Source organism: Arthrobacter sp. CMU6 (genome assembly GCF_059090205.1).
Map to the genome: position 1 here is coordinate 1 of NZ_JBNHFL010000034.1, position 19635 is coordinate 19635.

The 19635-nt window shown below is 66.4% G+C and carries 22 protein-coding genes and 1 tRNA gene; 9 read left to right on the plus strand and 14 right to left on the minus strand.

The genetic code is table 11. The annotated features are described in order from the left end of the window. Positions 1 to 195 precede the first annotated feature (195 nt). The 6 genes from rlmB to AC5RWD_RS19725 all read right to left on the minus strand — a co-directional run bounded on the left by rlmB (position 196) and on the right by AC5RWD_RS19725 (position 5190). Positions 196 to 1191 (minus strand): 23S rRNA (guanosine(2251)-2'-O)-methyltransferase RlmB, encoded by a 996-nt coding sequence (gene rlmB / locus AC5RWD_RS19700; RefSeq protein WP_494021633.1) that lies wholly within the window; start codon positions 1189 to 1191, stop codon positions 196 to 198. A 92-nt stretch (positions 1192 to 1283) separates the two neighbouring features. After that, positions 1284 to 2738, minus strand: coding sequence for a cysteine--tRNA ligase (cysS, locus tag AC5RWD_RS19705; RefSeq protein WP_494021634.1), 1455 nt, complete (start codon positions 2736 to 2738; stop codon positions 1284 to 1286). Between the two features lie 32 nt (positions 2739 to 2770). Further along, positions 2771 to 3097, minus strand: coding sequence for a hypothetical protein (locus tag AC5RWD_RS19710; protein WP_494021635.1), 327 nt, complete (start codon positions 3095 to 3097; stop codon positions 2771 to 2773). A 97-nt stretch (positions 3098 to 3194) separates the two neighbouring features. Further along, complete coding sequence (ispF, locus tag AC5RWD_RS19715) at positions 3195 to 3707, minus strand: 2-C-methyl-D-erythritol 2,4-cyclodiphosphate synthase (protein WP_494021636.1); 513 nt, start codon at positions 3705 to 3707, stop codon at positions 3195 to 3197. A 23-nt stretch (positions 3708 to 3730) separates the two neighbouring features. Next, positions 3731 to 4513 (minus strand): 2-C-methyl-D-erythritol 4-phosphate cytidylyltransferase, encoded by a 783-nt coding sequence (gene ispD / locus AC5RWD_RS19720; protein ID WP_494021637.1) that lies wholly within the window; start codon positions 4511 to 4513, stop codon positions 3731 to 3733. 194 nt (positions 4514 to 4707) lie between these two features. Beyond that, a complete protein-coding gene (locus tag AC5RWD_RS19725) occupies positions 4708 to 5190 on the minus strand; it encodes a CarD family transcriptional regulator (protein ID WP_003801164.1) in 483 nt (160 codons plus the stop codon). Between the two features lie 326 nt (positions 5191 to 5516). Between AC5RWD_RS19725 and AC5RWD_RS19730 the strand changes: the two genes are divergently transcribed. After that, positions 5517 to 6089, plus strand: a complete 573-nt coding sequence (locus tag AC5RWD_RS19730) for a hypothetical protein (protein ID WP_494021638.1) — start codon at positions 5517 to 5519, stop codon at positions 6087 to 6089. A 125-nt stretch (positions 6090 to 6214) separates the two neighbouring features. On the opposite strand, the gene AC5RWD_RS19735 is transcribed toward AC5RWD_RS19730, so the two are convergent. Further along, positions 6215 to 6895, minus strand: coding sequence for a winged helix-turn-helix domain-containing protein (locus AC5RWD_RS19735; protein WP_003801167.1), 681 nt, complete (start codon positions 6893 to 6895; stop codon positions 6215 to 6217). Further along, positions 6892 to 8178: a sensor histidine kinase gene (locus AC5RWD_RS19740; RefSeq protein ID WP_494021679.1), complete on the minus strand. Its 1287-nt coding sequence runs from the start codon at positions 8176 to 8178 to the stop codon at positions 6892 to 6894. Before AC5RWD_RS19740 ends, AC5RWD_RS19735 begins: the two co-directional genes overlap by 4 nt. 203 nt (positions 8179 to 8381) lie before the next feature. On the opposite strand from AC5RWD_RS19740, the gene phoU reads away from it, so the two are divergent. Beyond that, positions 8382 to 9044 carry a phosphate signaling complex protein PhoU gene (phoU, locus tag AC5RWD_RS19745; RefSeq protein WP_307099830.1) on the plus strand — a complete coding sequence of 221 codons (663 nt, stop codon included), beginning with the start codon at positions 8382 to 8384 and terminating at the stop codon, positions 9042 to 9044. A 189-nt stretch (positions 9045 to 9233) separates the two neighbouring features. Here phoU and AC5RWD_RS19750 read toward each other — a convergent pair whose 3' ends face one another. Further along, complete coding sequence (locus AC5RWD_RS19750; RefSeq protein ID WP_494021639.1) at positions 9234 to 9980, minus strand: phosphoglyceromutase; 747 nt, start codon at positions 9978 to 9980, stop codon at positions 9234 to 9236. 118 nt (positions 9981 to 10098) lie between these two features. Here AC5RWD_RS19750 and AC5RWD_RS19755 point away from each other — a divergent pair, with 118 nt between their 5' ends. Beyond that, entirely contained in the window at positions 10099 to 10923 is an 825-nt protein-coding gene (locus AC5RWD_RS19755; protein ID WP_494021640.1) for a class I SAM-dependent methyltransferase, read from the plus strand. A gap of 18 nt (positions 10924 to 10941) precedes the next feature. Here the strand turns inward: AC5RWD_RS19755 and AC5RWD_RS19760 are convergent, their stop codons facing one another. Both AC5RWD_RS19760 and AC5RWD_RS19765 read right to left on the minus strand, forming a co-directional pair. Beyond that, positions 10942 to 11298: a DUF2516 family protein gene (locus tag AC5RWD_RS19760; RefSeq protein WP_494021641.1), complete on the minus strand. Its 357-nt coding sequence runs from the start codon at positions 11296 to 11298 to the stop codon at positions 10942 to 10944. A gap of 9 nt (positions 11299 to 11307) precedes the next feature. Then, a complete protein-coding gene (locus AC5RWD_RS19765) occupies positions 11308 to 12492 on the minus strand; it encodes a trans-sulfuration enzyme family protein (RefSeq protein WP_494021642.1) in 1185 nt (394 codons plus the stop codon). A 115-nt stretch (positions 12493 to 12607) separates the two neighbouring features. Here AC5RWD_RS19765 and tmk point away from each other — a divergent pair, with 115 nt between their 5' ends. From tmk to AC5RWD_RS19780, 3 genes are read left to right on the plus strand one after another with little or no spacing between them, the layout of a single operon-like run. Continuing rightward, entirely contained in the window at positions 12608 to 13255 is a 648-nt protein-coding gene (gene tmk, locus AC5RWD_RS19770) for a dTMP kinase (protein ID WP_494021680.1), read from the plus strand. Continuing rightward, positions 13252 to 14397 (plus strand): DNA polymerase III subunit delta', encoded by a 1146-nt coding sequence (locus AC5RWD_RS19775; RefSeq protein ID WP_494021643.1) that lies wholly within the window; start codon positions 13252 to 13254, stop codon positions 14395 to 14397. Before tmk ends, AC5RWD_RS19775 begins: the two co-directional genes overlap by 4 nt. Positions 14398 to 14457: 60 nt before the next feature. Then, positions 14458 to 16029 carry an alpha/beta hydrolase gene (locus AC5RWD_RS19780; RefSeq protein WP_494021644.1) on the plus strand — a complete coding sequence of 524 codons (1572 nt, stop codon included), beginning with the start codon at positions 14458 to 14460 and terminating at the stop codon, positions 16027 to 16029. A gap of 56 nt (positions 16030 to 16085) precedes the next feature. On the opposite strand, the gene AC5RWD_RS19785 is transcribed toward AC5RWD_RS19780, so the two are convergent. Then, positions 16086 to 16853: an HAD family hydrolase gene (locus tag AC5RWD_RS19785; protein WP_494021645.1), complete on the minus strand. Its 768-nt coding sequence runs from the start codon at positions 16851 to 16853 to the stop codon at positions 16086 to 16088. 222 nt (positions 16854 to 17075) lie between these two features. Between AC5RWD_RS19785 and AC5RWD_RS19790 the strand changes: the two genes are divergently transcribed. From AC5RWD_RS19790 to AC5RWD_RS19800, 3 genes are all read left to right on the plus strand, one after another. Next, positions 17076 to 17148: transfer RNA gene (locus tag AC5RWD_RS19790), tRNA-Thr, on the plus strand. Between the two features lie 273 nt (positions 17149 to 17421). Further along, positions 17422 to 17586: a hypothetical protein gene (locus AC5RWD_RS19795; RefSeq protein ID WP_494021646.1), complete on the plus strand. Its 165-nt coding sequence runs from the start codon at positions 17422 to 17424 to the stop codon at positions 17584 to 17586. A gap of 72 nt (positions 17587 to 17658) precedes the next feature. Next, positions 17659 to 18042 (plus strand): hypothetical protein, encoded by a 384-nt coding sequence (locus AC5RWD_RS19800; protein WP_494021647.1) that lies wholly within the window; start codon positions 17659 to 17661, stop codon positions 18040 to 18042. Between the two features lie 5 nt (positions 18043 to 18047). On the opposite strand, the gene AC5RWD_RS19805 is transcribed toward AC5RWD_RS19800, so the two are convergent. After that, positions 18048 to 18902, minus strand: coding sequence for a hypothetical protein (locus AC5RWD_RS19805; RefSeq protein ID WP_494021648.1), 855 nt, complete (start codon positions 18900 to 18902; stop codon positions 18048 to 18050). Between the two features lie 223 nt (positions 18903 to 19125). Then, a complete protein-coding gene (locus AC5RWD_RS19810) occupies positions 19126 to 19599 on the minus strand; it encodes an SRPBCC family protein (protein ID WP_494021649.1) in 474 nt (157 codons plus the stop codon). Between the last annotated feature and the right edge of the window lie 36 nt (positions 19600 to 19635).

Below are 19635 nucleotides of genomic sequence, written 5' to 3' on the forward strand. Positions count from 1 at the left end.
CACGAAGCTCAACGGCTTGAGCCCGATACAATACCGAAGCCAGGCCCTTGCAGCCTAGGCCTTACTAACCAGGTCCAACTATCGGGGACCAGTTCATCCCCGCCGCTTAAAACGGAACGCTTCCGCACCAGTGAACCTGGCTGCGGAAGCGTTGGCCGTTTCGCTGCGGAAGGTGAGGAAGCGTCCCCCCGGGGCTTACTTGGCGGAGCGCTGGCGCGAGACCTCATAGAGCGAGATGCCGACAGCCATGGATGCGTTCAGAGATTCCATGGCGGAGTCGATCGGGATGGAGACGATCTGGTCGCAGTTTTCGCGGACGAGGCGGCTGAGGCCCTTGCCTTCGGAGCCGACCACGATGCAGACGGGCTCGGTGGCGAGCGTCAGATCCGGCAGCGAGACGTCGCCGTCGCCGTCGAGCCCCAGGACGAAGATGCCCATGGACTTGAACTGCTTCAGGGCGTTGTTCAGGTTCGAGGCGCGGGCCACGGGCACTCGGACGGCCGCGCCAGCGCTGGTCTTCCAGGCTGCGGCGGTGACGCCCACGGAGCGGCGCTCGGGAACGATGACGCCGTGGCCGCTGAAGGCGGACACCGAACGGATGATCGCGCCGAGGTTGCGGGGATCCGTAATGCCATCGAGGGCGACGAAGAGGGGTGCGTTCGCGACGTGCCCCTTCTTCCAGCGCTCCACGGTCTGTTCAGCGAGATCGTAGGCGTCCTGGTACTCGTACGGCGGGATCTGCAGCACGAGGCCCTGGTGCACGGCGTCTTCGGTCATCCGGTCGAGCTCAGGCTTGCCGGTTTCCAGCAGCGGGATGCCGCGTTCGGCAGCCAGCTTGAGGGATTCCTTGACGCGGTCGTCCATCTCGATGCGGATGGCCACGTGCAGTGCCTTCGCCGGGATCCCGGCCCGGAGCGCCTCCACGACAGAGTTGCGGCCGGTGACCACTTCCTCGGTGGCGCGGCCCTTCGGGCCCGACCGTGCACCGGCGCTGCGGCCGCCGCCGCCGGAGCGCTTGGCCTCGGAGCGCTCGGAGAGCTGCTTGTTCTTGTAGGCCTTGTGGTACGGGCGGTCTTCGGCCTTGGGGGTTGGCCCCTTGCCTTCGAGTGCCTTGCGGCCGTGGCCACCGGTTCCGGTGGTGGGGCCCTTCTTGAGCTTGCGGATTGCGCCCGGGCGACCGTTGTTGGCCATGAGTTCCACCCTTGGTTGTAATGAGTACGTCTGCACTCCAGTCTACTGACTGGCGTTAAATCGGTGACCGGACGGGCCAGGAGCCGCGAAGGCTAGCCGCGCTGCAGGCTCCACGTGGCGCCGTCGGCGCTGTCCTCCACCAGGACGCCGGCGGCCGCGAGGGTGTCCCGGATGGCGTCCGAGGCAGCCCAGTCCTTCCTTGAGCGGGCTTCGGCGCGGGCAGCGAGCTGCGCTTCAACCAACGTGCCGAGGGCACTGGTGGCGTGGTCGTCGACGGCTGGCTGCGCGGCGGCGCTGATGCCCAGGACCCTGAGCATGTCGGTCACGCTGGACAGCGCGTGCCGCGTAGCCGCGAGGTCGCCATCGGTGAGTGCCGAGTTTCCAGCGCGGACAGTGTCGTGCAGCACCGCAAGGGCCTGCGGCACGTTGAGGTCGTCGTCCATGGCAGCGGCGAACGCCTCCGGCACGGTGCCGCGGGTTCCCACCAGGAGGGCGCCGTCGGAGGACAGCGCCCTGACGGCGCGGGCCACGAAGCCGTCAATGCGTTCGACGGCGGCGGTGGCCTCCTGCAGCGATGTCGGCTGGTAGTCCAGCACCGAGCGGTACTGTGCCTGGCCGAGGTAGTAGCGGACGACGCGAGGCGGCGCGAGCTCCAGCATTTCCGCCGGGCTGACGGTGTTGCCGACCGACTTCGACATTTTTTCGCCCTGGTAGGTGACCATGCCGTTGTGCATCCAGAAGTTCGCGAAGCCGTGGCCCGCCGCTTGGGATTGCGCCATCTCGTTTTCGTGGTGCGGGAAGCGCAGGTCGAGGCCACCGCCGTGGATGTCGAATTCGGTGCCGAGGTATTTGGTGACCATCGCCGAGCATTCGAGGTGCCAGCCCGGGCGGCCGGCGCCCCACGGCGACACCCAGCTTGCCGTCCTCGGTTCCCCCTCTTTATGGCCCTTCCAGAGGGCGAAGTCACGGGGGTCCTTTTTGCCGCGCGGGTCGGCGTCGGCGGCACCCTGCATGTCATCGATCTTCTGGCGCGTCAGTGCGCCGTACTTGTTCCAGGAGCGCACGTCGAAGTAGACGTCCCCCGAGCCGTCGAGGGCAGGGTACGCGTGGCCGCGGTCGATCAGCAGCTGGATGAGCGCATGCATCTCCGGGATGTGGCCCGTTGCTCGCGGTTCGTAGGTTGGCCGGGAGACGCCGAGGGTGTCGTAGGCCTTGAGGAACTCCTGCTCATACCGGTAGGCCAGCGCCCACCATTCCTCCTCAGGCACGGAGCCCGGCTCCTGCTCGAAATCCGGGTGGAAGGAGGCCTCGGACTTGGCGAGGATCTTGTCGTCGATGTCGGTAACGTTGCGGACCACCGTGACGCGGAAGCCGCGGTACTCAAGCCAGCGGGTGAGCTGGTCGAAGGCGATGGCCGAGCGGATGTGCCCCACGTGCGGCATGCCCTGCACCGTGGCACCGCAGTAATACAGGCTTACCTTGCCGGGTACCAGGGGAACGAAGTCACGGACTTCGGCGGATGCAGTGTCGTAAAAGCGCAGGGTCACCGCTCCAGATTAGCCGATGCCAATGTCCCCGCTTACTTACAGACCTCGCCGATCCTGTTGTTCTGCCTGGCGAGTTCCGCCGTCTGCTCCGCGCTCTTGGTTCCCAGCGAGGTGCCGGCCACCTGCTTCATGATGTCGGCCATCTTCTGGATGGGGTCGGCGACGTCCGGGGCCACCTTGTCGGCGACCTCCTGGTAGTGCTTGGCGATCTGGTCGGCCTGCTGCTGCTGGTTGCCCGTGGGCTTGAACGTGTCGCCCTGCAGGAACTTGCAGCTCTCCTCGACGCTCATGCGGGGGCTGCCGGCACAGCCGGCCAGCAGCATCCCTGCGATCACGACGGCGGGAAGCAGCTTTTTCACGGCGGGTCTCCTGGGATTGCGGTACTTGTGCTTCTTCCAGCCTAGGCGATTCGGCTGTGGGGGCGGACGCTGCCCAGCTGGCCGGTTGCGCCGGCAGCTACACCGCCGGGTAGACCAGGGCCGTGGCCACAGCGGAGATACCTTCGCCGCGCCCGGTGAAGCCGAGGCCGTCGCTGGTGGTGGCGGTGACGCTGACCGGGGCGCCGGCCGCACCGGTCAGGACGCGCTGGGATTCATCCCTGCGCGGCCCGAACTTGGGCCGGTTGCCCACGAACTGCACTGCGATGTTGCCGATCTCGAAGCCTGCTGCCCGAACGATCCGGGCTGCTTCGGCCAGCAGCGTGACTCCGGAGGCACCGGCGAACTCGGGCCGGTCTGTCCCGAAGTGGGTACCCAGATCCCCGATTCCGCAGGCAGAAAACAGGGCGTCGGCTGCGGCGTGCGCCACGGGATCGCCGTCGGAATGGCCGGCGAGACCCCGCTCCCCTTCCCAAAAAAGCCCGCCCAGCCAGAGCGGCCGGGGGTCGCTGTCCGGGGCAAAGGCGTGCACGTCGATGCCGATGCCTGTCCGTGGCAGGGGTGCTGAGGTCGGCGAAGCGTTGTCTGTCATGGCGCCTTTCGTCATGTGGTCGATCAGCCTTCCACCCAACGGGCGCCGAGGGGACCTTCGAGCAGGCCCTCGGCGATGATGAGGTCCAGCGGAGTGGTGATTTTCAGTGACTGGCTGGCCCCGCGGACGGCATGCACCGGCACACCAAGAAGCTCCACCAGCATGGCGTCGTCGGTAACCGCGGCGGCCCGGCGCTCATCGAAGCCCGCGGCTGCCTCGTGCGCCTGCCGCAGAACGGAGAGCCTGAAGCCCTGCGGGGTCTGGACTGCCCGGAGCTCCTCCCTCGGGGCGGTTCCCGTGACCAGTTCGGGTGCGATGTCCGTGCCCGGTCCCTCGGTGGCGGCGACCGTCTTGACCGTGTCCACCACCGGAATCACCGGAATCACCGCATCGGCGCCGGCAGCCAGGGCCTGGGCCACCCGGTGGAAGACCTGCTCCGGCGTCAGCGCGCGGGCGGCGTCATGGACCAGAACCGCTTCGGTGCCGTCCTCCACGGCGGCCAGAGCGGAACGGACCGAATCCGCCCTGGAGGCCCCGCCGTCGACCATGGTCAGGAGCGGGCCGCCGTCCACCAGCTCCAACCGGAAGTCCTCGCAGAGCCGGCGAAGTTCCTCTTCCCCTGCCGGAAGCGCGATGCACACCTGGCTGGCGATGCCTGCCGCGACGATCCCGCGCAAGGCATGCATGAGGATTGTTTCACCACCCAGCGGCACGGCGGCCTTCGGCATGCCATACCCCAGCCTTTGCCCGGAACCGGCGGCGACGAGGATCACGGCGGTCACAGGGCGGCTGGGTGCAGTGTTCATGCGCTCTAGCCTACGTCCCTGCCCCGCTCCCCCTCCATCTCCCAACGCAGCGGCAACCGCGGGCGGTCCCGGCGCCACAAACACCCCGCAGGTGCTGCCTGCAGGGGATTTCGGGCTGCCGGATTTTGGGCAAGAAGAAACCCCGGCGGCACGGTGCCACCGGGGTTCAATTCTTGTTAGGAAGCTCCTAGTACTTAGGAAGCCAGGACCTCGTCGAGAACGCTCGCAGCCTTCTCTTCGTCGGTCTTTTCAGCCAGAGCCAATTCTGAAATCAGAATCTGCCGGGCCTTGGCCAGCATACGCTTCTCGCCTGCGGAAAGGCCCCGGTCGTGATCCCGGCGCCACAGGTCGCGGACGACCTCTGCAACCTTGATGACGTCACCGGAAGCAAGCTTCTCCAGATTTGCCTTGTAACGACGCGACCAGTTGGTGGGCTCTTCAGTGAACTCGGCACGGAGCACGTCAAACACATGCTCCAAACCGTCTTTGCCCACTACGTCGCGAACCCCAACAAGGTCAACGTTCTCTGCTGGAACTTCAATGGTCAGATCACCCTGAGCCACCTTGAGCTTGAGATACATCTTCTCTTCGCCCTTGACAGTGCGCATCTTGATCTCTTCAATTTTTGCTGCACCGTGGTGAGGGTAAACTACTGTCTCGCCGACCTCAAAAACCATGTGGACTTTCCCCTTTCCCGCAGACCAGTCTATCACGATTAAGGCATATGACTGGCGTGGATACCGCCCGGAAACCCCGTAAATACGCGGAAAATGGCCCAAATCAGCCGCTCAGACCCCTTGACGAATGCGAACAATAGTGCATCGCATGCACGCCCACAAGCGTTACGCACGGGTAGTTGCGGGCCTCCGAACGGGCCCCTGCGACCCCCTAAGGTGGCGGCCGAGGGGCCAGTCATGTGGCGGGGCCGAATCCTTGTTTGCCCCTATTTGCCGATAGGCTATGCCTGAAAACTGTTTCAAAGACTTTTCGAGGAGTGCGTGACGTGCGTTTCACTGCGATGAACCGGGGCCAGAGCGGCAAGATGGCAATGGCGGCAGCCGCCCTGAGCGTCGGCCTGCTGGCCCTGACGGGCTGCGGCTACGTTAACGCCCAGCAGACCTCTCACCAGTACGCCGCGTCCGACGGAACCCGTGCCGAGGTCGGACCGGTCCAGCTGCGCAACATGCTGATCGTTTCCGGTGGCGAGAACCAGCCGGGCCGCGTCATCGGTGCCGTCTACAACTCCTCGTCGAAGGACGTCAAGGTCACCCTCAAGGGAGCAGAAGGCGCACAGACTGAAGTTTCGGTCAAGCAGAACGCCTACACCCTGCTGAACGAGTCCGCGGACGCAGCCGTCCTGAGCACGTCCGGCGGCAAGCCCGGATCCCTCGTGGACGTCCAGGTCACCGAGGACGGCACCAACGTCAACAAGACCGTGAAGATTCCCGTGGTGGACGGCACGCTGAAGGAATACGCCGCCTACCTGCCGGGCGGCAGCCCCAGCGAGTCTGCCACGCCGAGCCAGACCGCTACTCCGAGCGAGTCCGCCACGCCCACGCACACCGAAGGCCACTAAGAGCGCAGCCCACAAAGCGGCAATACAAGAAGGAGGGGTTCCCGGCCGGGAACCCCTCCTTCTTCGTGTTGTCGGCGCTTTCGCGGCCAGCGCCTCGCCGGGGCCTGGCCGGCGGAGGCCAGCTTCTACGGCTCGAACTTGTAGCCCAGTCCGCGCACGGTGACGAGGTACCGCGGCAGGGACGGGTCGGGCTCGATCTTGCTGCGCAGGCGCTTCACGTGGACATCGAGTGTTTTGGTGTCGCCCACATAGTCGGAGCCCCAGACCCGGTCGATCAGCTGGCCGCGGGTCAGTACGCGGCCGGAGTTGCGCAACAGCATCTCCAGCAGTTCAAACTCCTTCAGCGGCAGCGACACCTGCTCGCCGTCGACACTGACCACGTGCCGCTCGATGTCCATCCGCACCGGGCCGGCATGGACGGTGGATGAGATGAGTTCCTCCGGTTCGCCCTGGCGGCGCAGCACCGCGCGGACACGGGCCACCAGCTCACGGGAGGAGTAGGGCTTGGTGACGTAGTCGTCTGCGCCCAGCTCAAGCCCGACGACCTTGTCGATCTCGGTGTCCTTGGCGGTCAGCATGATGACCGGGACTGTGGAGCGCTGCCGAAGCTGCCGGCAGACCTCCGTGCCGGACTGACCCGGCAGCTGCAGGTCGAGCAGCACGAGGTCTGCCCCGTTGCGGTCGAATTCCGTGATGGCGTCGAGGCCGTTGTCCACGACCTCCACTTCGAACCCTTCCTTGCCCAGAAGATAGGAAAGGGGATCGCTGAACGACTCCTCGTCCTCAACAATCAGAATCCTGCTCAAGCGTTAGCTCCTCGTTCGTGGACGCCGGCGGCGTCGTGTGGTTCCTTGGCCTGTTGCGCCCGGTCAGGCTGGCCCTGCGGTGAAGCGGGCGCCAGCGCTTTGGCTTCCTTGGCGGCGCGGGCGTCCCCGGAACGGGGGCGCGGTTCCGGCGCGGCCTCCTCTTCCTGCACTTCCATCTCCGGCAGCCGGAGGGTGAACGTGGAGCCCTGGCCCGGCTGGGACCAGAGCGTGACTTCCCCGCCGTGGTTGGAAACAACGTGCTTGACGATGCTCAGGCCCAGACCGGTTCCGCCGGTGTGGCGGGACCGGGCCGCGTCCACCCGGTAGAAACGCTCGAACACCCGTTCCTGGTCCTCGGGTGACAGGCCTTCGCCCTGGTCAGTGACTGAAACGGAAACGAGGCCTTCCTTGGACCGCACGCCGATGCCCACCCGTGTGTTTTCCGGCGAGTACCGGATGGCGTTGTCGATGAGGTTCCGCAGCGCCGTCACCAGCAGGTCCTGGTCGCCGTAGACCTTGGCCTCGGCGCGGCCGCCGATGACGATCTGGATGTTCTTGCTCTCGGCGGGCAGCTGCGACCGGTCCACAGCCTCGGAGATAACGTCATTGATATCCACGGGGTGCCCCTGCTGCGCCACGTTGGCGCCCTGCAGCCGGGACAGCTCAATGATGTCCTGCACCAGCGCAGCGAGGCGGGCCGACTCCTTGTGCATGCGTTTCGCGAAGCGGCGGACGGCATCCTCGTCGTCCGCCGACGACTCCAGTGCTTCGGCCAGCAGCGAGATGGCGCCCACCGGCGTCTTCAGTTCGTGGGACACGTTGGCCACGAAGTCGTTGCGGATCTCCTCGGTTCGGGTGATCTCGGTGCGGTCATCGGCCAGCAGGACAATGTATTCCTCGCCCAGCATTGCTGCCCGGACCTGCACGATGATGGTTCCCTGGCCAAGCGGACCCCGGGGCAGTTCGAGCTGCCGCTCCAGAATGACGCCGTCACGGCGGACGTTCGCCGTCATGTCCAGCAGTTCGCGGTGCACCACGGTGTGGCCGCGGACCAGGCCGTAGGCGTACGCCGCCGGACTGGCCCGGACGACGCCGTCAATTGCGTCCACCACCACGAACGCCTGCCCGACGACGGCGAGGACTTCCGCGGAGCCCTGGGGCAGCGCCGGTTCGTCGTACTCGATGTCCACGAGCTCGCGCTGCTTCTCGCTGGCGCGGAACGCGAGCACGCCAAAGACGCCGAACGACAGGCCCAGCAGGCCGGCGATGACACCTAAGAGCATTGGATCCACGCCTCCAGCTTATGCTTCCGGGAAGCCCCAATATCCGATAAACGGCCCACGCAGTGCGGATTCAGCTAACGTTCATCTTGAGATATGCAACAGTTCACCGAACACTGGAAGAGTGTGCCGTTGGACTGCCGGAACGGTGACACGAAATTCTGACCGCCGCGGCGGGGCGGAGTTTCCAAGGAAAGGACGCCTACGTGCGCAAGGTTTTTCAGGAGGAGCTGGCCCATGTGGGCGAGGACCTCATCGAGATTTCAAAGCTGGTCAGCGAAGCGATCGGCAAGGCAACCACATCGTTTGAAAGTGCCGACGTCGACCTGGCACAGGACGTCATCGCCGCCGACGCCAGGATCGACTTCCTGCAGAACAGCCTCGACGAGCGGGCCATCGACATCCTTGCCCTGCAGGGCCCCGTGGCCAGCGACCTGCGGATGATCGTCGGCTCGCTGCGGATGAGCGCATCCCTGGAGCGCATGGGCGATCTTGCCCGCCACATCGCCCAGCTCGCCCGGCTGCGGTTCCCCTCCACGGTGATCCCGGAATCGCTCACCGGGACGTTCAAGAGCTTCGCCGAGCAGGACATCGAGATCGCGAACAAGCTCACGCAGCTGCTGGAGACCCGCGACCTCGAGGTTGCCCGCGACATCCTCAAGGCCAACTCCGCCGTGAACGATCTGCACCTCAGCGTCTTCAAGGCGATCGCACGGCCCGACTGGCAGGAATCGCCGGCCACCACCGTGGACGTGGCACTGGCCAGCCGCTATTTCGAGCGCTTCGCGGATCACGGCGTGTCCGTGGCGCAGAAGGTCACCTACCTCGTGACCGGCGCGTGGCACCCGAACAGCATCGAGCACGGCTAAGCAAGCGGCACGGCTAAGCAACCACCTTCGAGTTTTTGTCCACTGATCGGCCCCTCAGGGGTATTTGGGGCGAATAAGTGGACAAAGACTCCACGGGATTAAACGGACGACGCCGGCTGGTCACCTGAGGTGACCGGCCGGCGTCGTCCTTTTTGGTTGCGAAAAGCTCAAGCAGCGGCGGGCAGCGGGCTACTTCTTGCCCTGGTTCGCCACGGCAAGAATCGCCTCGGCCGCTGCGTCGGGGTCGAGGTAGGTTCCGCCGGGGGTGATCGGCTGGAAGTTCTCGTCCAGGTCGTAGACCAGCGGGATGCCGGTGGGGATGTTCAGGCTGGCGATGGCGTCGTCGCTGATGCCGTCCAGGTGCTTGACCAGGGCGCGCAGGGAGTTGCCGTGGGCGGTGACCAGCACGGTCTTGCCGGCCTTCAGGTCTTCCTTGATGTCCGACTCCCAGTACGGAAGCAGGCGGATGAGGACGTCCTTGAGGCACTCGGTGCGGGGCAGGTCGTCGCCGAGGTCCGCGTAGCGCGGGTCGCGGGACTGGGAGAATTCGCTGTTGTCATCCAGGGGCGGCGGCGGGGTGTCGTAGGAGCGGCGCCACAGCATGAACTGGTCCTCGCCGAATTCGGCCAGGGTCTGGGCCTTGTCCTTGCCCTGCAGTGCACCGTAGTGGCGCTCGTTCAGACGCCAGTCGCGCTTGACGGGGATCCAGCCACGGTCGGCCTTGTCCAGGGAGATGTTGGCCGTGTTGATGGCCCGCTTCAGGAGTGAGGTGTAGAGGATGTCCGGGAGAATGTTGTTCTCAACCAGCAGTTCTCCACCGCGTGCTGCTTCCTCGCGGCCCTGGTCGTTCAGGTCGACGTCCACCCAACCGGTGAACAGGTTCTTGGCGTTCCATTCGCTGTGGCCGTGGCGCAGCAGAATCAGCTTGTAAGTCATGATTTTCATCCTAGCCGAGCGCGGCCCGCGGCTGCCGAGAGTTACATCACGCGGCAGGGGACGCCCAAAGCGTCGGCCGCATCCGGGGCCGGGAAGGTGCGCCCGATAGGCTGGGACCGTGGTGCAGAAAGCAGAACGGGTGGTGACCAACCGGAGCAGCCGGGGCAAGCCGGTGGGGAACGTGACCCGCGGCACCACCAACCCGAACCGCATGCGCCGGCTGGACCGGTGGCTGGCGGGGCCGCAGGCCTGGCGGCTCCGACGGGCGGCTGACCCGCTCGTGGTGGACCTGGGCTACGGCGCCTCGCCGGCCACCGCCGTCGAACTCTTTGAACGGCTCCGGGCGGTACGGCCGGATGTGCGCGTGTGCGGGATCGAGATTGAACCGGAACGGGTACGGGCGGCGAAGGCGCTGGAGCGCCCGGGCCTGAGTTTCCACAATGGAGGATTCGAACTTCCGGTGCCCGGCAACCCGGTATTCGTGCGCGCGTTCAACGTCCTGCGGCAGTACGAGGAAGCTGACGTCCGCGGCATCTGGGAACTGGTGCAGGGCCGACTGGCTGCGGACGGTCTGTTCATTGACGGGACGTGCGACGAGATTGGCCGGCGCTCAGCGTGGATTGCCCTCGATACCGAGCGTCCGCTAAGCCTCACCATGTCAGTGCGGTTCGGGAGTTTCGTGCTGCCGTCCGAGATCGCGGAACGCCTGCCCAAAGCCCTCATCCACCGCAATGTTCCCGGTGAACGGATCCACACGCTCTTGCAGGCGATGGACCGCGCCTGGCTTGAGGCGGCGCCGCTGGCACCGTTCGGGAACCGGCAACGGTGGGGTGCCATGTGCCGGGCAGTGCTCGACGGCGGGTGGCCGGTGCAGGATGGCCCCTCGCGTTGGCGGCTGGGCGAACTTACGGTCGGCTGGGAAGCCGTGGCACCAGAAGTTTAGGTGCCGGCCACACGCAGGTCACCAGGGGCCGTAGGGGCCCATGTTCCGGCGGCCGCCGCGGCCGGCGTCCTTCACGGCCGGCCGGACGTCGGCCAGGTAGACGGAGGCTGCCACCACGGCTGCGAGGCCGAACAGGCCAAGCGGGCCGAGGAGGCCGCCCGCTCCGCCGCCGAGCACGGACAGCGCGCCGACGGCCAGGCTGCCGCCGGTCAATGCCAGCCAGAATGTCTTGGTGCGCTTGCCTACAGCCTCGAAGGCGTTGGGCCGGTGGCGGACACAGTCAAAGAAGGCCCACACCTCGAGGGCCAGCGCTATCAGCCCCAGGATGTAGTAGACCGTGCTCTCAACGTAGAAAATCAGTAGTCGTCCGTCCACCAGCCCAGCCTATCGGTCCAGCGCGTCCAGCGCCTGCTTCAAATCGGCCCAGAGGTCCTCGACGTTTTCGATGCCGACACTCAGCCGGACCAGGTTCTCGGGGACGCTGGCCGGTTCCGCGGCATGCCGGCGCCGCCGCTCGATGAGTGACTCAACCCCGCCGAGGGACGTGGCCGGCAGCCACAGGTCCAGTGCCCGGACCAGTTTGTCCGCGGTTTCGGAAGCACTGAGCCCGCCGGCAGCGGCAACCTGGACGCAGAGGATGGAACCGAAGCCGCTCATCTGTGACTTGGCCAGATCGTGGCCGGGGTCGGACACGAGGCCCGGGTACCGCACACTCTCCAGGGCCGGGTGCGCGCTGAGCCGCTCGGCGAGCACCCCTGCCGTGGCCTGCGACCGTTCAATCCGCAGGGCCAGGGTCCGCAGTCCGCGCAGCGCCAGCCATGCTTCGAAGGGCCCGGCGATGCCGCCGTGGATGATGCGGTGGTGGAGGAGCGTTTCTCGCAGTTTTTCATCATTGGTCACCAGGGCGCCCAGCACCACGTCGGAGTGGCCGGCCAGGTACTTGGTCACCGAGTGAAGTACGACGTCGGAACCCAGGCTGAGCGGCTGCTGCACCAAAGGCGTGGAGAAGGTGTTGTCCGTGACGACGACGGCGTCGGCGTCATGGGCAGCCTGCGTCAGGGCACGGATGTCCGCGATGCCGAGCATGGGGTTGGTGGGGCTTTCCAGCCACAGCATGTCCGCCGCCTTGCCGCCCTGCGGCGCAATCTGGGCCCGCACCGCTTCGGTGTCCGCGATGTCCACGGTGCGGAGCTCGAGGAGGCCCTTTTCCGCCAGCTCGGCGGCCATGACCAGCGATCCCGAATAGCTGTGGGACGGCATCACCAGGACGCCCCCGTTGGGGATCAGGGAGAGGGCGGAGCTGACCGCCGCCAGGCCGGAGGAGTACAGCAGGCCCGGCAGCGAGGCGCCCTCGAGCTGGCCGAGCGCCTCCTCGAACGGGTCCCAGGTGGGGTTGGAGTAACGGCCGTATCCCCGGTCGCCGTCGTCCAGCGCGCCGGTGCCGAAGTACGTGGAGGAGAGCACGATGGGCGGGTTGACGGGCGCATCGTGTTCGCGGGGCGGACGGCCGGCGGCCACCACCACCGTTTCGGCGGACAGGGAGGCGGCGTGCTGATCGGAAAGACTCATGGTCAAAGGGTACGTTGGGTGCCTGCCTGCTGGGAAAGCGGCTGCTTCAGGCGAGGTGCAGAAGCAGGTGCCGGGCATTTTCGTCGGTGGAAATCGGTAGGCTGGATAAGTGAATATGCAGAGTTCCGGACTTTTCATCGCCTTCGAGGGCGGTGACGGTGCCGGCAAGTCGACGCAGGCGGCCCGGCTGGCCGGCTCGCTGGAATCGCGCGGCCTCACCGTGCTGCGGACCCGGGAACCCGGAGGTACGCCCATCGGCGAGAAGCTCCGTTCCCTGGTGCTGGATCACGGCCACGGCCACATCGACGCCCACACCGAGGCCCTGATCTTCGCCGCCTCCCGCGCTGCGCACGCCAGCCAGGTCATCAGGCCGGCCCTGGCCCGCGGTGAGGTGGTTCTGACGGACCGCTACATCGACTCCTCGGTGGCCTACCAGGGCGCCGGCCGCGGCCTCGGCACGGATGCCGTCCGGAGCGTTAACGAATGGGCCACCTCCGGGCTGCGGCCGGACCTGACAGTGCTCCTGGATGTCCACCCGGCCGAGGGACGCAGCCGCCGCACCGCGGGGGACACTGCCGAGGACCGGCTGGAATCCGAAGCCGACGAGTTTCACGCCCGGATCCGGCAGGCGTTCCTGGACCTCGCCGAGGCCAGGCCGGAGCGTTACCTGGTACTGGAGGCGGGGCTTCCCGTCGAGGAGATCGCGGGACTGATCCTGGCGCGCGTCGAGCAGCTCCTGACGGCAGCCGGTAGGCAGCCATGACCGTCTGGGACGACCTGCAGGGGCAGCCAGCCGTCGTCGCCCAGCTGCGGCAAGCCTCCATGGGTGAAGGGCTCACACACGCCTGGCTGTTTACCGGGCCTCCGGGTTCGGGGCGTTCAAACGCGGCCAAAGCTTTCGCCGCCGCACTGAACTGCGACCAGGACGACGTCACCCTGCGCGGCTGCGGTACCTGCCCCGCGTGCCTAACCATTGTGGGCGAAACCCACGCGGACGTCTCCTTTGTCCGCACCGAAAAGGTGACCATCACCATTGAAGAGGCGCGCGAACTCGTGTCCACGGCCGGCAACCGGCCGTCGTCGGCGCGCTGGCGGATCATCGTGGTGGAGGACGCCGACCGCATGGCAGAGCGCACCACCAACGTGCTGCTCAAGGCCATCGAGGAGCCTACGCCACGCACCATCTGGATGCTGTGTGCTCCATCCCCCGCGGACGTCCTGGTGACCATCCGGTCGAGGTGCCGTGCGGTGGCGCTGCGGCTGCCGCCGGCCGCCGACGTCGCGGCCCTGCTGGTGAAGCGCGACGGCGTGGACCCTGCCCTTGCCGAGCGTGCCGCCCGGGCAGCTCAGAGCCACGTGGGCATTGCGCGGCGGCTGGCCCGTAACGCCGAGGCCCGGGAACGGCGGCTGGAGACGGTCCGGTTCCCGCTGGGCCTGCGCGGTATCACGGCCGCCGTGATGATGGCCGACAAACTCGTCAAGATCGCCACCGAGGAGGCCACGAGTTCCAACGAGGAACGCGACGCCGCCGAAAAGGCGGCCCTGCTGGCCACGCTCGGCGCCCCAGAAACGGGAACGCTGCCGCCCGCCATGCGCAGCCAGGTGAAGCAGCTGGAGGACGACCAAAAGCGGCGCGCCAAGCGCTCGGTCACCGATTCCCTCGACCGGACACTGACCGACCTTCTTTCGTTTTACCGGGATGTCCTGATCATTCAGCTGGGGAACGCCGTGGAACTGGTGAACGTTGAGCTGAGGAGCGAGCTGGAAGAGTTTGCCCAAAGGTCCGGGCCGGAAGTGACCCTCGCCCGGATGGACGCCATCAACAACGCCCGCAAGCGAATCACCACCACCAACGTCGCTCCGCTGTTGGCCGTAGAGTCAATGGCCGCGAGCCTGATCCAGTAGCCACGCACCCCCGCCATTTACCTGACCGAGCTGGCACCGCCCACAAGGAGAAACCGCATGATGTCTGCACCGCCTCTGTCCTCGCGACCCCGGACCCTCGCGGCCGGGATGCGGGCGGCCGGCGCCATGGCGCTGGCCGTACTGCTGGCATCGTGCAGTGCCCTGGGCCCGTCGAAGGACGAGTCCGCCCAGAACGGTTCCACGGGACAGGCCGACCCCTCCATAGCAGCAGCCGCCCCTGCAGGCCTGAAGGCCTATTACTCCCAGAGGATCGTTTGGGAGCCCTGCGAGGACAAGCTGCAGTGCGCCAAGGTCAAGGTGCCTGTCGACTACGCGAAGCCTGACGGCGACACCATCGAACTGGCCGCGGTCAAGATCGCCACCACCGGGGACAAGAAGGGCAGCCTGCTGGTCAACCCCGGCGGTCCTGGCGCGTCCGGCTATGACTTCGTCAGGGACGCCGGCAACAGCCACTTCTCCGAGACTGTGCGCGCCAACTACGACCTCGTGGGCTTCGATCCGCGCGGCGTCAAGCGTTCCGCGCCCGTCACCTGCCTCACGGACAAGGAGCGGGACGAGGCCAGGGCGAAGATCTACACGCCGGAAACTGACGCAGGGCTGGCCACGCTTCTCGCCGACAACAAGGCCACCGCAGCCAAGTGCGCAGAACAGACCGGGCCGGTGCTCGGGCACATCGACACCGTCAGCGCGGCCAAGGACCTGGACGTCCTGCGTGCCGTGCTCAACGACTCCAAGCTGAACTACGTGGGCTTTTCGTACGGGACCTTCCTCGGTTCCACGTACGCTTCCCTGTTCCCTGACAATGTGGGGCGCATGGTCCTCGACGGCGCCATTGACCCCTCGCTCAGCGCGGAGGACCTCACCTTGGGCCAGGCACGGGCGTTCGAAAAGGCGCTGCGCGCCTACGTGGAACACTGCCTGGGCGAGGAAGGCTGTCCCCTGAGCGGCACGGTCGACGACGGCCTCCAGCAGATCCGAGACCTTATCACTTCCGTGGTCCAGACCCCCCGCACCGCCAAGGACGGCCGGCTGGTGGGCGGCAACCTCTTCGTCAGCGGCCTCATTGTGCCGATGTACGGCAACGAAAGCTGGCCGGCCCTGACCCAGGCTTTGGACGCCGCCCTGAAGGGCGATGTCAGCCCCATGCTCCGCCTGGCCGACCTGGGCGCGGACCGCTCCCCCAACGGCAAGTACACGTCCAACACGGCATTGGCATTCAGCGCCATCAACTGCCTGGACTACCCCATGAACAGCGATCCGGCGGCCATGCGCGCAGAAGCGCAGCGGCTCCTCGAGGCCTCCCCCACGCTGGGCTACTTCTTCGCCTACGGAGGTGCGAATTGCGCCGACTGGCCGTACAAGAACGGCCGCACCCCGTCTGCTGTCAAGTACAGCGGCTCCGCACCGATCGTCGTCGTCGGCACCACCGGCGACCCGGCAACGCCAGTGGAATGGGCCACCGAACTGCGGAAGCAGCTTGGCAACGCATCCCTGATGACCTTCAAGGGCGAGGGGCACACTGCCTACGGCCGGTCCAACAGCTGCATCAGCGACGCTGTGGACAAGTACCTGGTTGATGGCAAGGAGCCGGCGGACAACACTGTCTGCTGACCCCTGCCGCAGCGGCGGCCGTCCTGCACTTCGGCGCGCTGCGGTGCGGTGTGTCCTCAGAGCCGGGATGCCCGCCGTTCCAGAAGTGACGGAAAGTCCTTGATGGAGGGCACCACGTCAGTGGCACCCGCGCTGCGAAGTGCCGCCTCGGAGTTCGAGCCCGTCAGCACCCCGGCAGCCACCGAGGCGCCGGCGCGCAGGCCCGAATGGATGTCCGCAGCGGAGTCCCCCACCACGGCCACCTTCCGGACGTCGTCGATGTCCAGGGCCAGGACCGCCGTCAGCACCATGTCCGGAAAGGGCCTGCCGCGGCCGGCGTCCGCGGGGCACAGGCTGAGGTCGGCCAGGCCCATCCAGCCCAGCGATTCCAGCACCATGTTCTGCGTGTGACGCCCGAAGCCGGTGGCCAGGCAGATCTTGATCCCGGCGTCCCGCAGCCAGCCGATGGTGTCCTCCGCACCGGGGACGGCCCGCACTCCGCCGTCGGCGATGAGTTCGTCGCAGTTCAGCTCAAACTTTTTGTTGGCGCTGGCAGCTGCCTGGGGGTCGTCGAACAGTTCGGCGAAAACCGTCATCCGCGAAATGCCGGAACGCTCCCTCGCGTAGCGGAGCATGCCTTCAAAGCGTGCCGAGCCGGCCGGGACTCCCTGTTCCACCAGCGTGCGGGACATCGCGCGGTCCATGAGGCCGCCGTCGTACACGGTTGTTCCCACCATGGCCAGCACCGCCAGCAGGACGGGCTGGCCATGGTCTGCCGAGTCCACGCCCGCCGCTGGGGCAGTGCGCAGTTCGCGGCGGGTTGAGATTGCACTGTCTGATGTCATGGTCGAGCTCCTTTGCCGCTGGCGCGCAGGCATGCTGCGCCACTGTCGGGTCCAGCATGGCGGCCGTTGCTGTTGCGGGCCTGAACCGGATCCGACGGCGGAATGAACGTCCCGCCAACGTCAATCTCAACCTGCGGGGCGCTCATTTTGACCCGGACGCGGGGACTCTATTACAGTTGTCTCTTGCATGAACCGGCCGGTTTCCCGGCTGATTGGTGCGGTGCTTCCTTAGCTCAGTCGGTAGAGCGTTTCACTCGTAATGAAAAGGTCATCAGTTCGATTCTGATAGGAAGCTCGGGAAGAACCCCGTATTGTCGCTCGTTCGGCGGCGGTACGGGGTTTTTTGCTGGTTTCGCCCGCAGGCCGATAGGCCAGGGCCACATCTTTAGGCGTCCTTCGGCGCAGACGTCCACGGTGTACCGGAGGCCGTCCCCCGGGAACGGATCCGGGCGCACTGCTCATCAGTGCCGACGTCTCGAGCCGTTCTTGCACCGCCGGCAGCGGAACAGAATTTTCTTGAGCAAGTATTGATCGGCACTCGATAGTTCCTTGAGGCAACGAAGGCAGAGTGTTCAGTGCCGGCACGGATGACCGGTCATGCAAAGTCCGCACGCCGGGCGCCTTCAAGAAACGGATGTTCGCCATCATGGGCCGCAACCTGAACTCCGCCACGGGCAGGGCCTACGCCTTCGTGGCCTCCACCGGCACCCACCCCTCCCGTGCCAACACATAACCCACACTCGTCCCCTCCGTCGTCTGGCCCCAGAACCGCGGCGGAGGGGGCCCATCCGTAAGGCAGCGGCGGATGGCGCAAAAACACGGGCCTCGGGCTGAGGCACGCAAGCCGACCCTGGACGGGCAGCACCTTCGGAACCTGGCGGAAGAATGTTCGGCGGCAGCAGCTGAGGCCTTCGCGGATAACTACACAGCGCTCCTCACACAGCGCGTCGACCGCATCATCCGGAGTGTCGGTGTCGGGCACCGGGAAGTGGCCATGGATGCCGCCCTCAGCCTGCGAACGGCGTCGTCAATGGCTGGCGCCCTGCAGATGAGCCACCTGTGCAGCCAGCTGGAGAACGCCCTGGTGGCCGCTGACCTGGCTGCCGCTGCGGGCGTGGCCCGGGACATCGACCTGCACCTGCCGGAACTGCAGGAGGCCCTCGCGGGCCGCCAGCGCCGGGACCAATAGTGCCTTCAATGCTGGGCGCAGGCTGACGCCACAAAGGCGTAAATCAGCCCGCGCAGTTCCGTCCCGGCCGCGATTTTCAGCTGCCCCTCACGTCCTCCCGCACTCACCTGCAGGGGCAGCAGGGTGCCCACTTTGTCCTCGGCAATGGCGTGCGGATCGCAGCGGGCAGGGCGGATCTTCAAACGCAGTTCAGTGGGTGGGGCTCCCCGCACGATGCGGATGTTACGCGGCCAAGACTGCTCCGCCGGTTCGGCAATCAGGGTGGTCCCGCGGATGGCCGCGATGGTCAGCGATCCTGCGCCCTGGCGGGCGCCCGGCGTTTCCTTTGGGGTGATGACCAGACTGACGACGGCTGTGCGGGAGTCCGGATCAACGTCAAGCCTGCGGTCCAGGACGATGTCCGCCACGGCGGCAGCCTCTGCGGCAAGGCACAGCTCGGTGTTGTTCCGCTCCAGGACCCCGAAGGGGTCGACGGCGACGGGTGCCACCTCCCGCACGCCGGCCTGCCCGGCCTCCGAATATCTCACGGTGGCGACCGGCTGCTGCATGCCTGAGGACGGCGGGGCTGATTGCTGGATGCCTGATGGCGGTGGGGTGGACTGCCCCTGGACGCAGGCCGGGGCCGGAAGCCTGGCTGGAAGACTCTTGGGCTGGCCGGGAGGCAATTCGAGGCCGGCGCCGGCTGGCTCCCACAGGATCCAACCGCGGAACAGTGGCGAGGCGAGCTGCGCAGCAGCCACCGTCAGGGGCCTGCCGGACACGTTCGTGAGCAGGAGCTGGATGACCTGTTTTCCGTACTGGTCACGCGACTGGTTTACCTCCACGGTTATCGGCAGTGGCTCGCCAGACTGCTGTGGCACCGGCGCAGACTCCTGTGGCTCAGGCCCGAACTTTGGTGGCTCCGGCGCGGTGCAGGCAGTCAGCACATTACCCGCCGCCAAGGCAGCCACCGCAGCGTTGGCGAGCCACCTGCGTGCGCGCGCACGGGGCCCCACCACAGGGGACCCCTGCGCTGGGAAACCATATGCGTAAGGGCACGAGCCATGGACCTGTTCATGCAACAGGTCCATGGCCGGAGCCTGTCTAGAACTGCCCGGTGGGGCCAGTGTCCTCGACTTCGCCGCGCCAGCCACCGGTTTCGGTGCCGCGTGATTCGATGAAGTCCTTGAACTTCCGCATGTCTGACTTCACCTGCATTTTGTCGATTTTCAGGGCCGCTCCCGCTTTCTCAGTAACGGTTTCCGGCGCCCATTCGAAGTGGACCTTCACCTTGGTGTGAGTGGCGTCCAGCGGCGTGAACCTGATGATGCCGGCATGGGACTTGCCGTCGGTGCTGCGCCAGGCGATCCGGTCATCCGGCTCCTGGTCCACAATCTCCGTATCAAATTCCCGCTTCACGCCGCCGACCTTCGTAACCCAGTGATTCATGGTGTTGCTCAGCTGGGTGACGGATTCCACGCCGGACATGAACTGCGGAAATGACTCGAACTGTGTCCACTGGTTATAGGCCGTATGGACCGGAACTGCGACATCAACGGTCTCTTCAACAGTTTCCATCTGCTTCCTCCTGTCATTACGGGTGGGCCGATTACG

Excerpts from the sequence above, each read along its gene's own strand:
- rlmB (WP_494021633.1), bottom strand. The coding sequence starts at position 1,191 with ATGGCCAACAACGGTCGCCCGGGCGCAATCCGCAAGCTCAAGAAGGGC.
- ispF (WP_494021636.1), bottom strand. The coding sequence starts at position 3,707 with ATGACAGACAACGCTTCGCCGACCTCAGCACCCCTGCCACGGACAGGC.
- ispD (WP_494021637.1), bottom strand. The coding sequence starts at position 4,513 with ATGAACACTGCACCCAGCCGCCCTGTGACCGCCGTGATCCTCGTCGCC.
- AC5RWD_RS19725 (WP_003801164.1), bottom strand. The coding sequence starts at position 5,190 with ATGGTTTTTGAGGTCGGCGAGACAGTAGTTTACCCTCACCACGGTGCA.
- AC5RWD_RS19740 (WP_494021679.1), bottom strand. The coding sequence starts at position 8,178 with ATGCTCTTAGGTGTCATCGCCGGCCTGCTGGGCCTGTCGTTCGGCGTC.
- AC5RWD_RS19750 (WP_494021639.1), bottom strand. The coding sequence starts at position 9,980 with ATGACTTACAAGCTGATTCTGCTGCGCCACGGCCACAGCGAATGGAAC.
- AC5RWD_RS19765 (WP_494021642.1), bottom strand. The coding sequence starts at position 12,492 with ATGAGTCTTTCCGATCAGCACGCCGCCTCCCTGTCCGCCGAAACGGTG.
- tmk (WP_494021680.1), top strand. The coding sequence starts at position 12,608 with ATGCAGAGTTCCGGACTTTTCATCGCCTTCGAGGGCGGTGACGGTGCC.
- AC5RWD_RS19775 (WP_494021643.1), top strand. The coding sequence starts at position 13,252 with ATGACCGTCTGGGACGACCTGCAGGGGCAGCCAGCCGTCGTCGCCCAG.
- AC5RWD_RS19780 (WP_494021644.1), top strand. The coding sequence starts at position 14,458 with ATGTCTGCACCGCCTCTGTCCTCGCGACCCCGGACCCTCGCGGCCGGG.
- AC5RWD_RS19785 (WP_494021645.1), bottom strand. The coding sequence starts at position 16,853 with ATGACATCAGACAGTGCAATCTCAACCCGCCGCGAACTGCGCACTGCC.
- AC5RWD_RS19800 (WP_494021647.1), top strand. The coding sequence starts at position 17,659 with ATGGCGCAAAAACACGGGCCTCGGGCTGAGGCACGCAAGCCGACCCTG.
- AC5RWD_RS19810 (WP_494021649.1), bottom strand. The coding sequence starts at position 19,599 with ATGGAAACTGTTGAAGAGACCGTTGATGTCGCAGTTCCGGTCCATACG.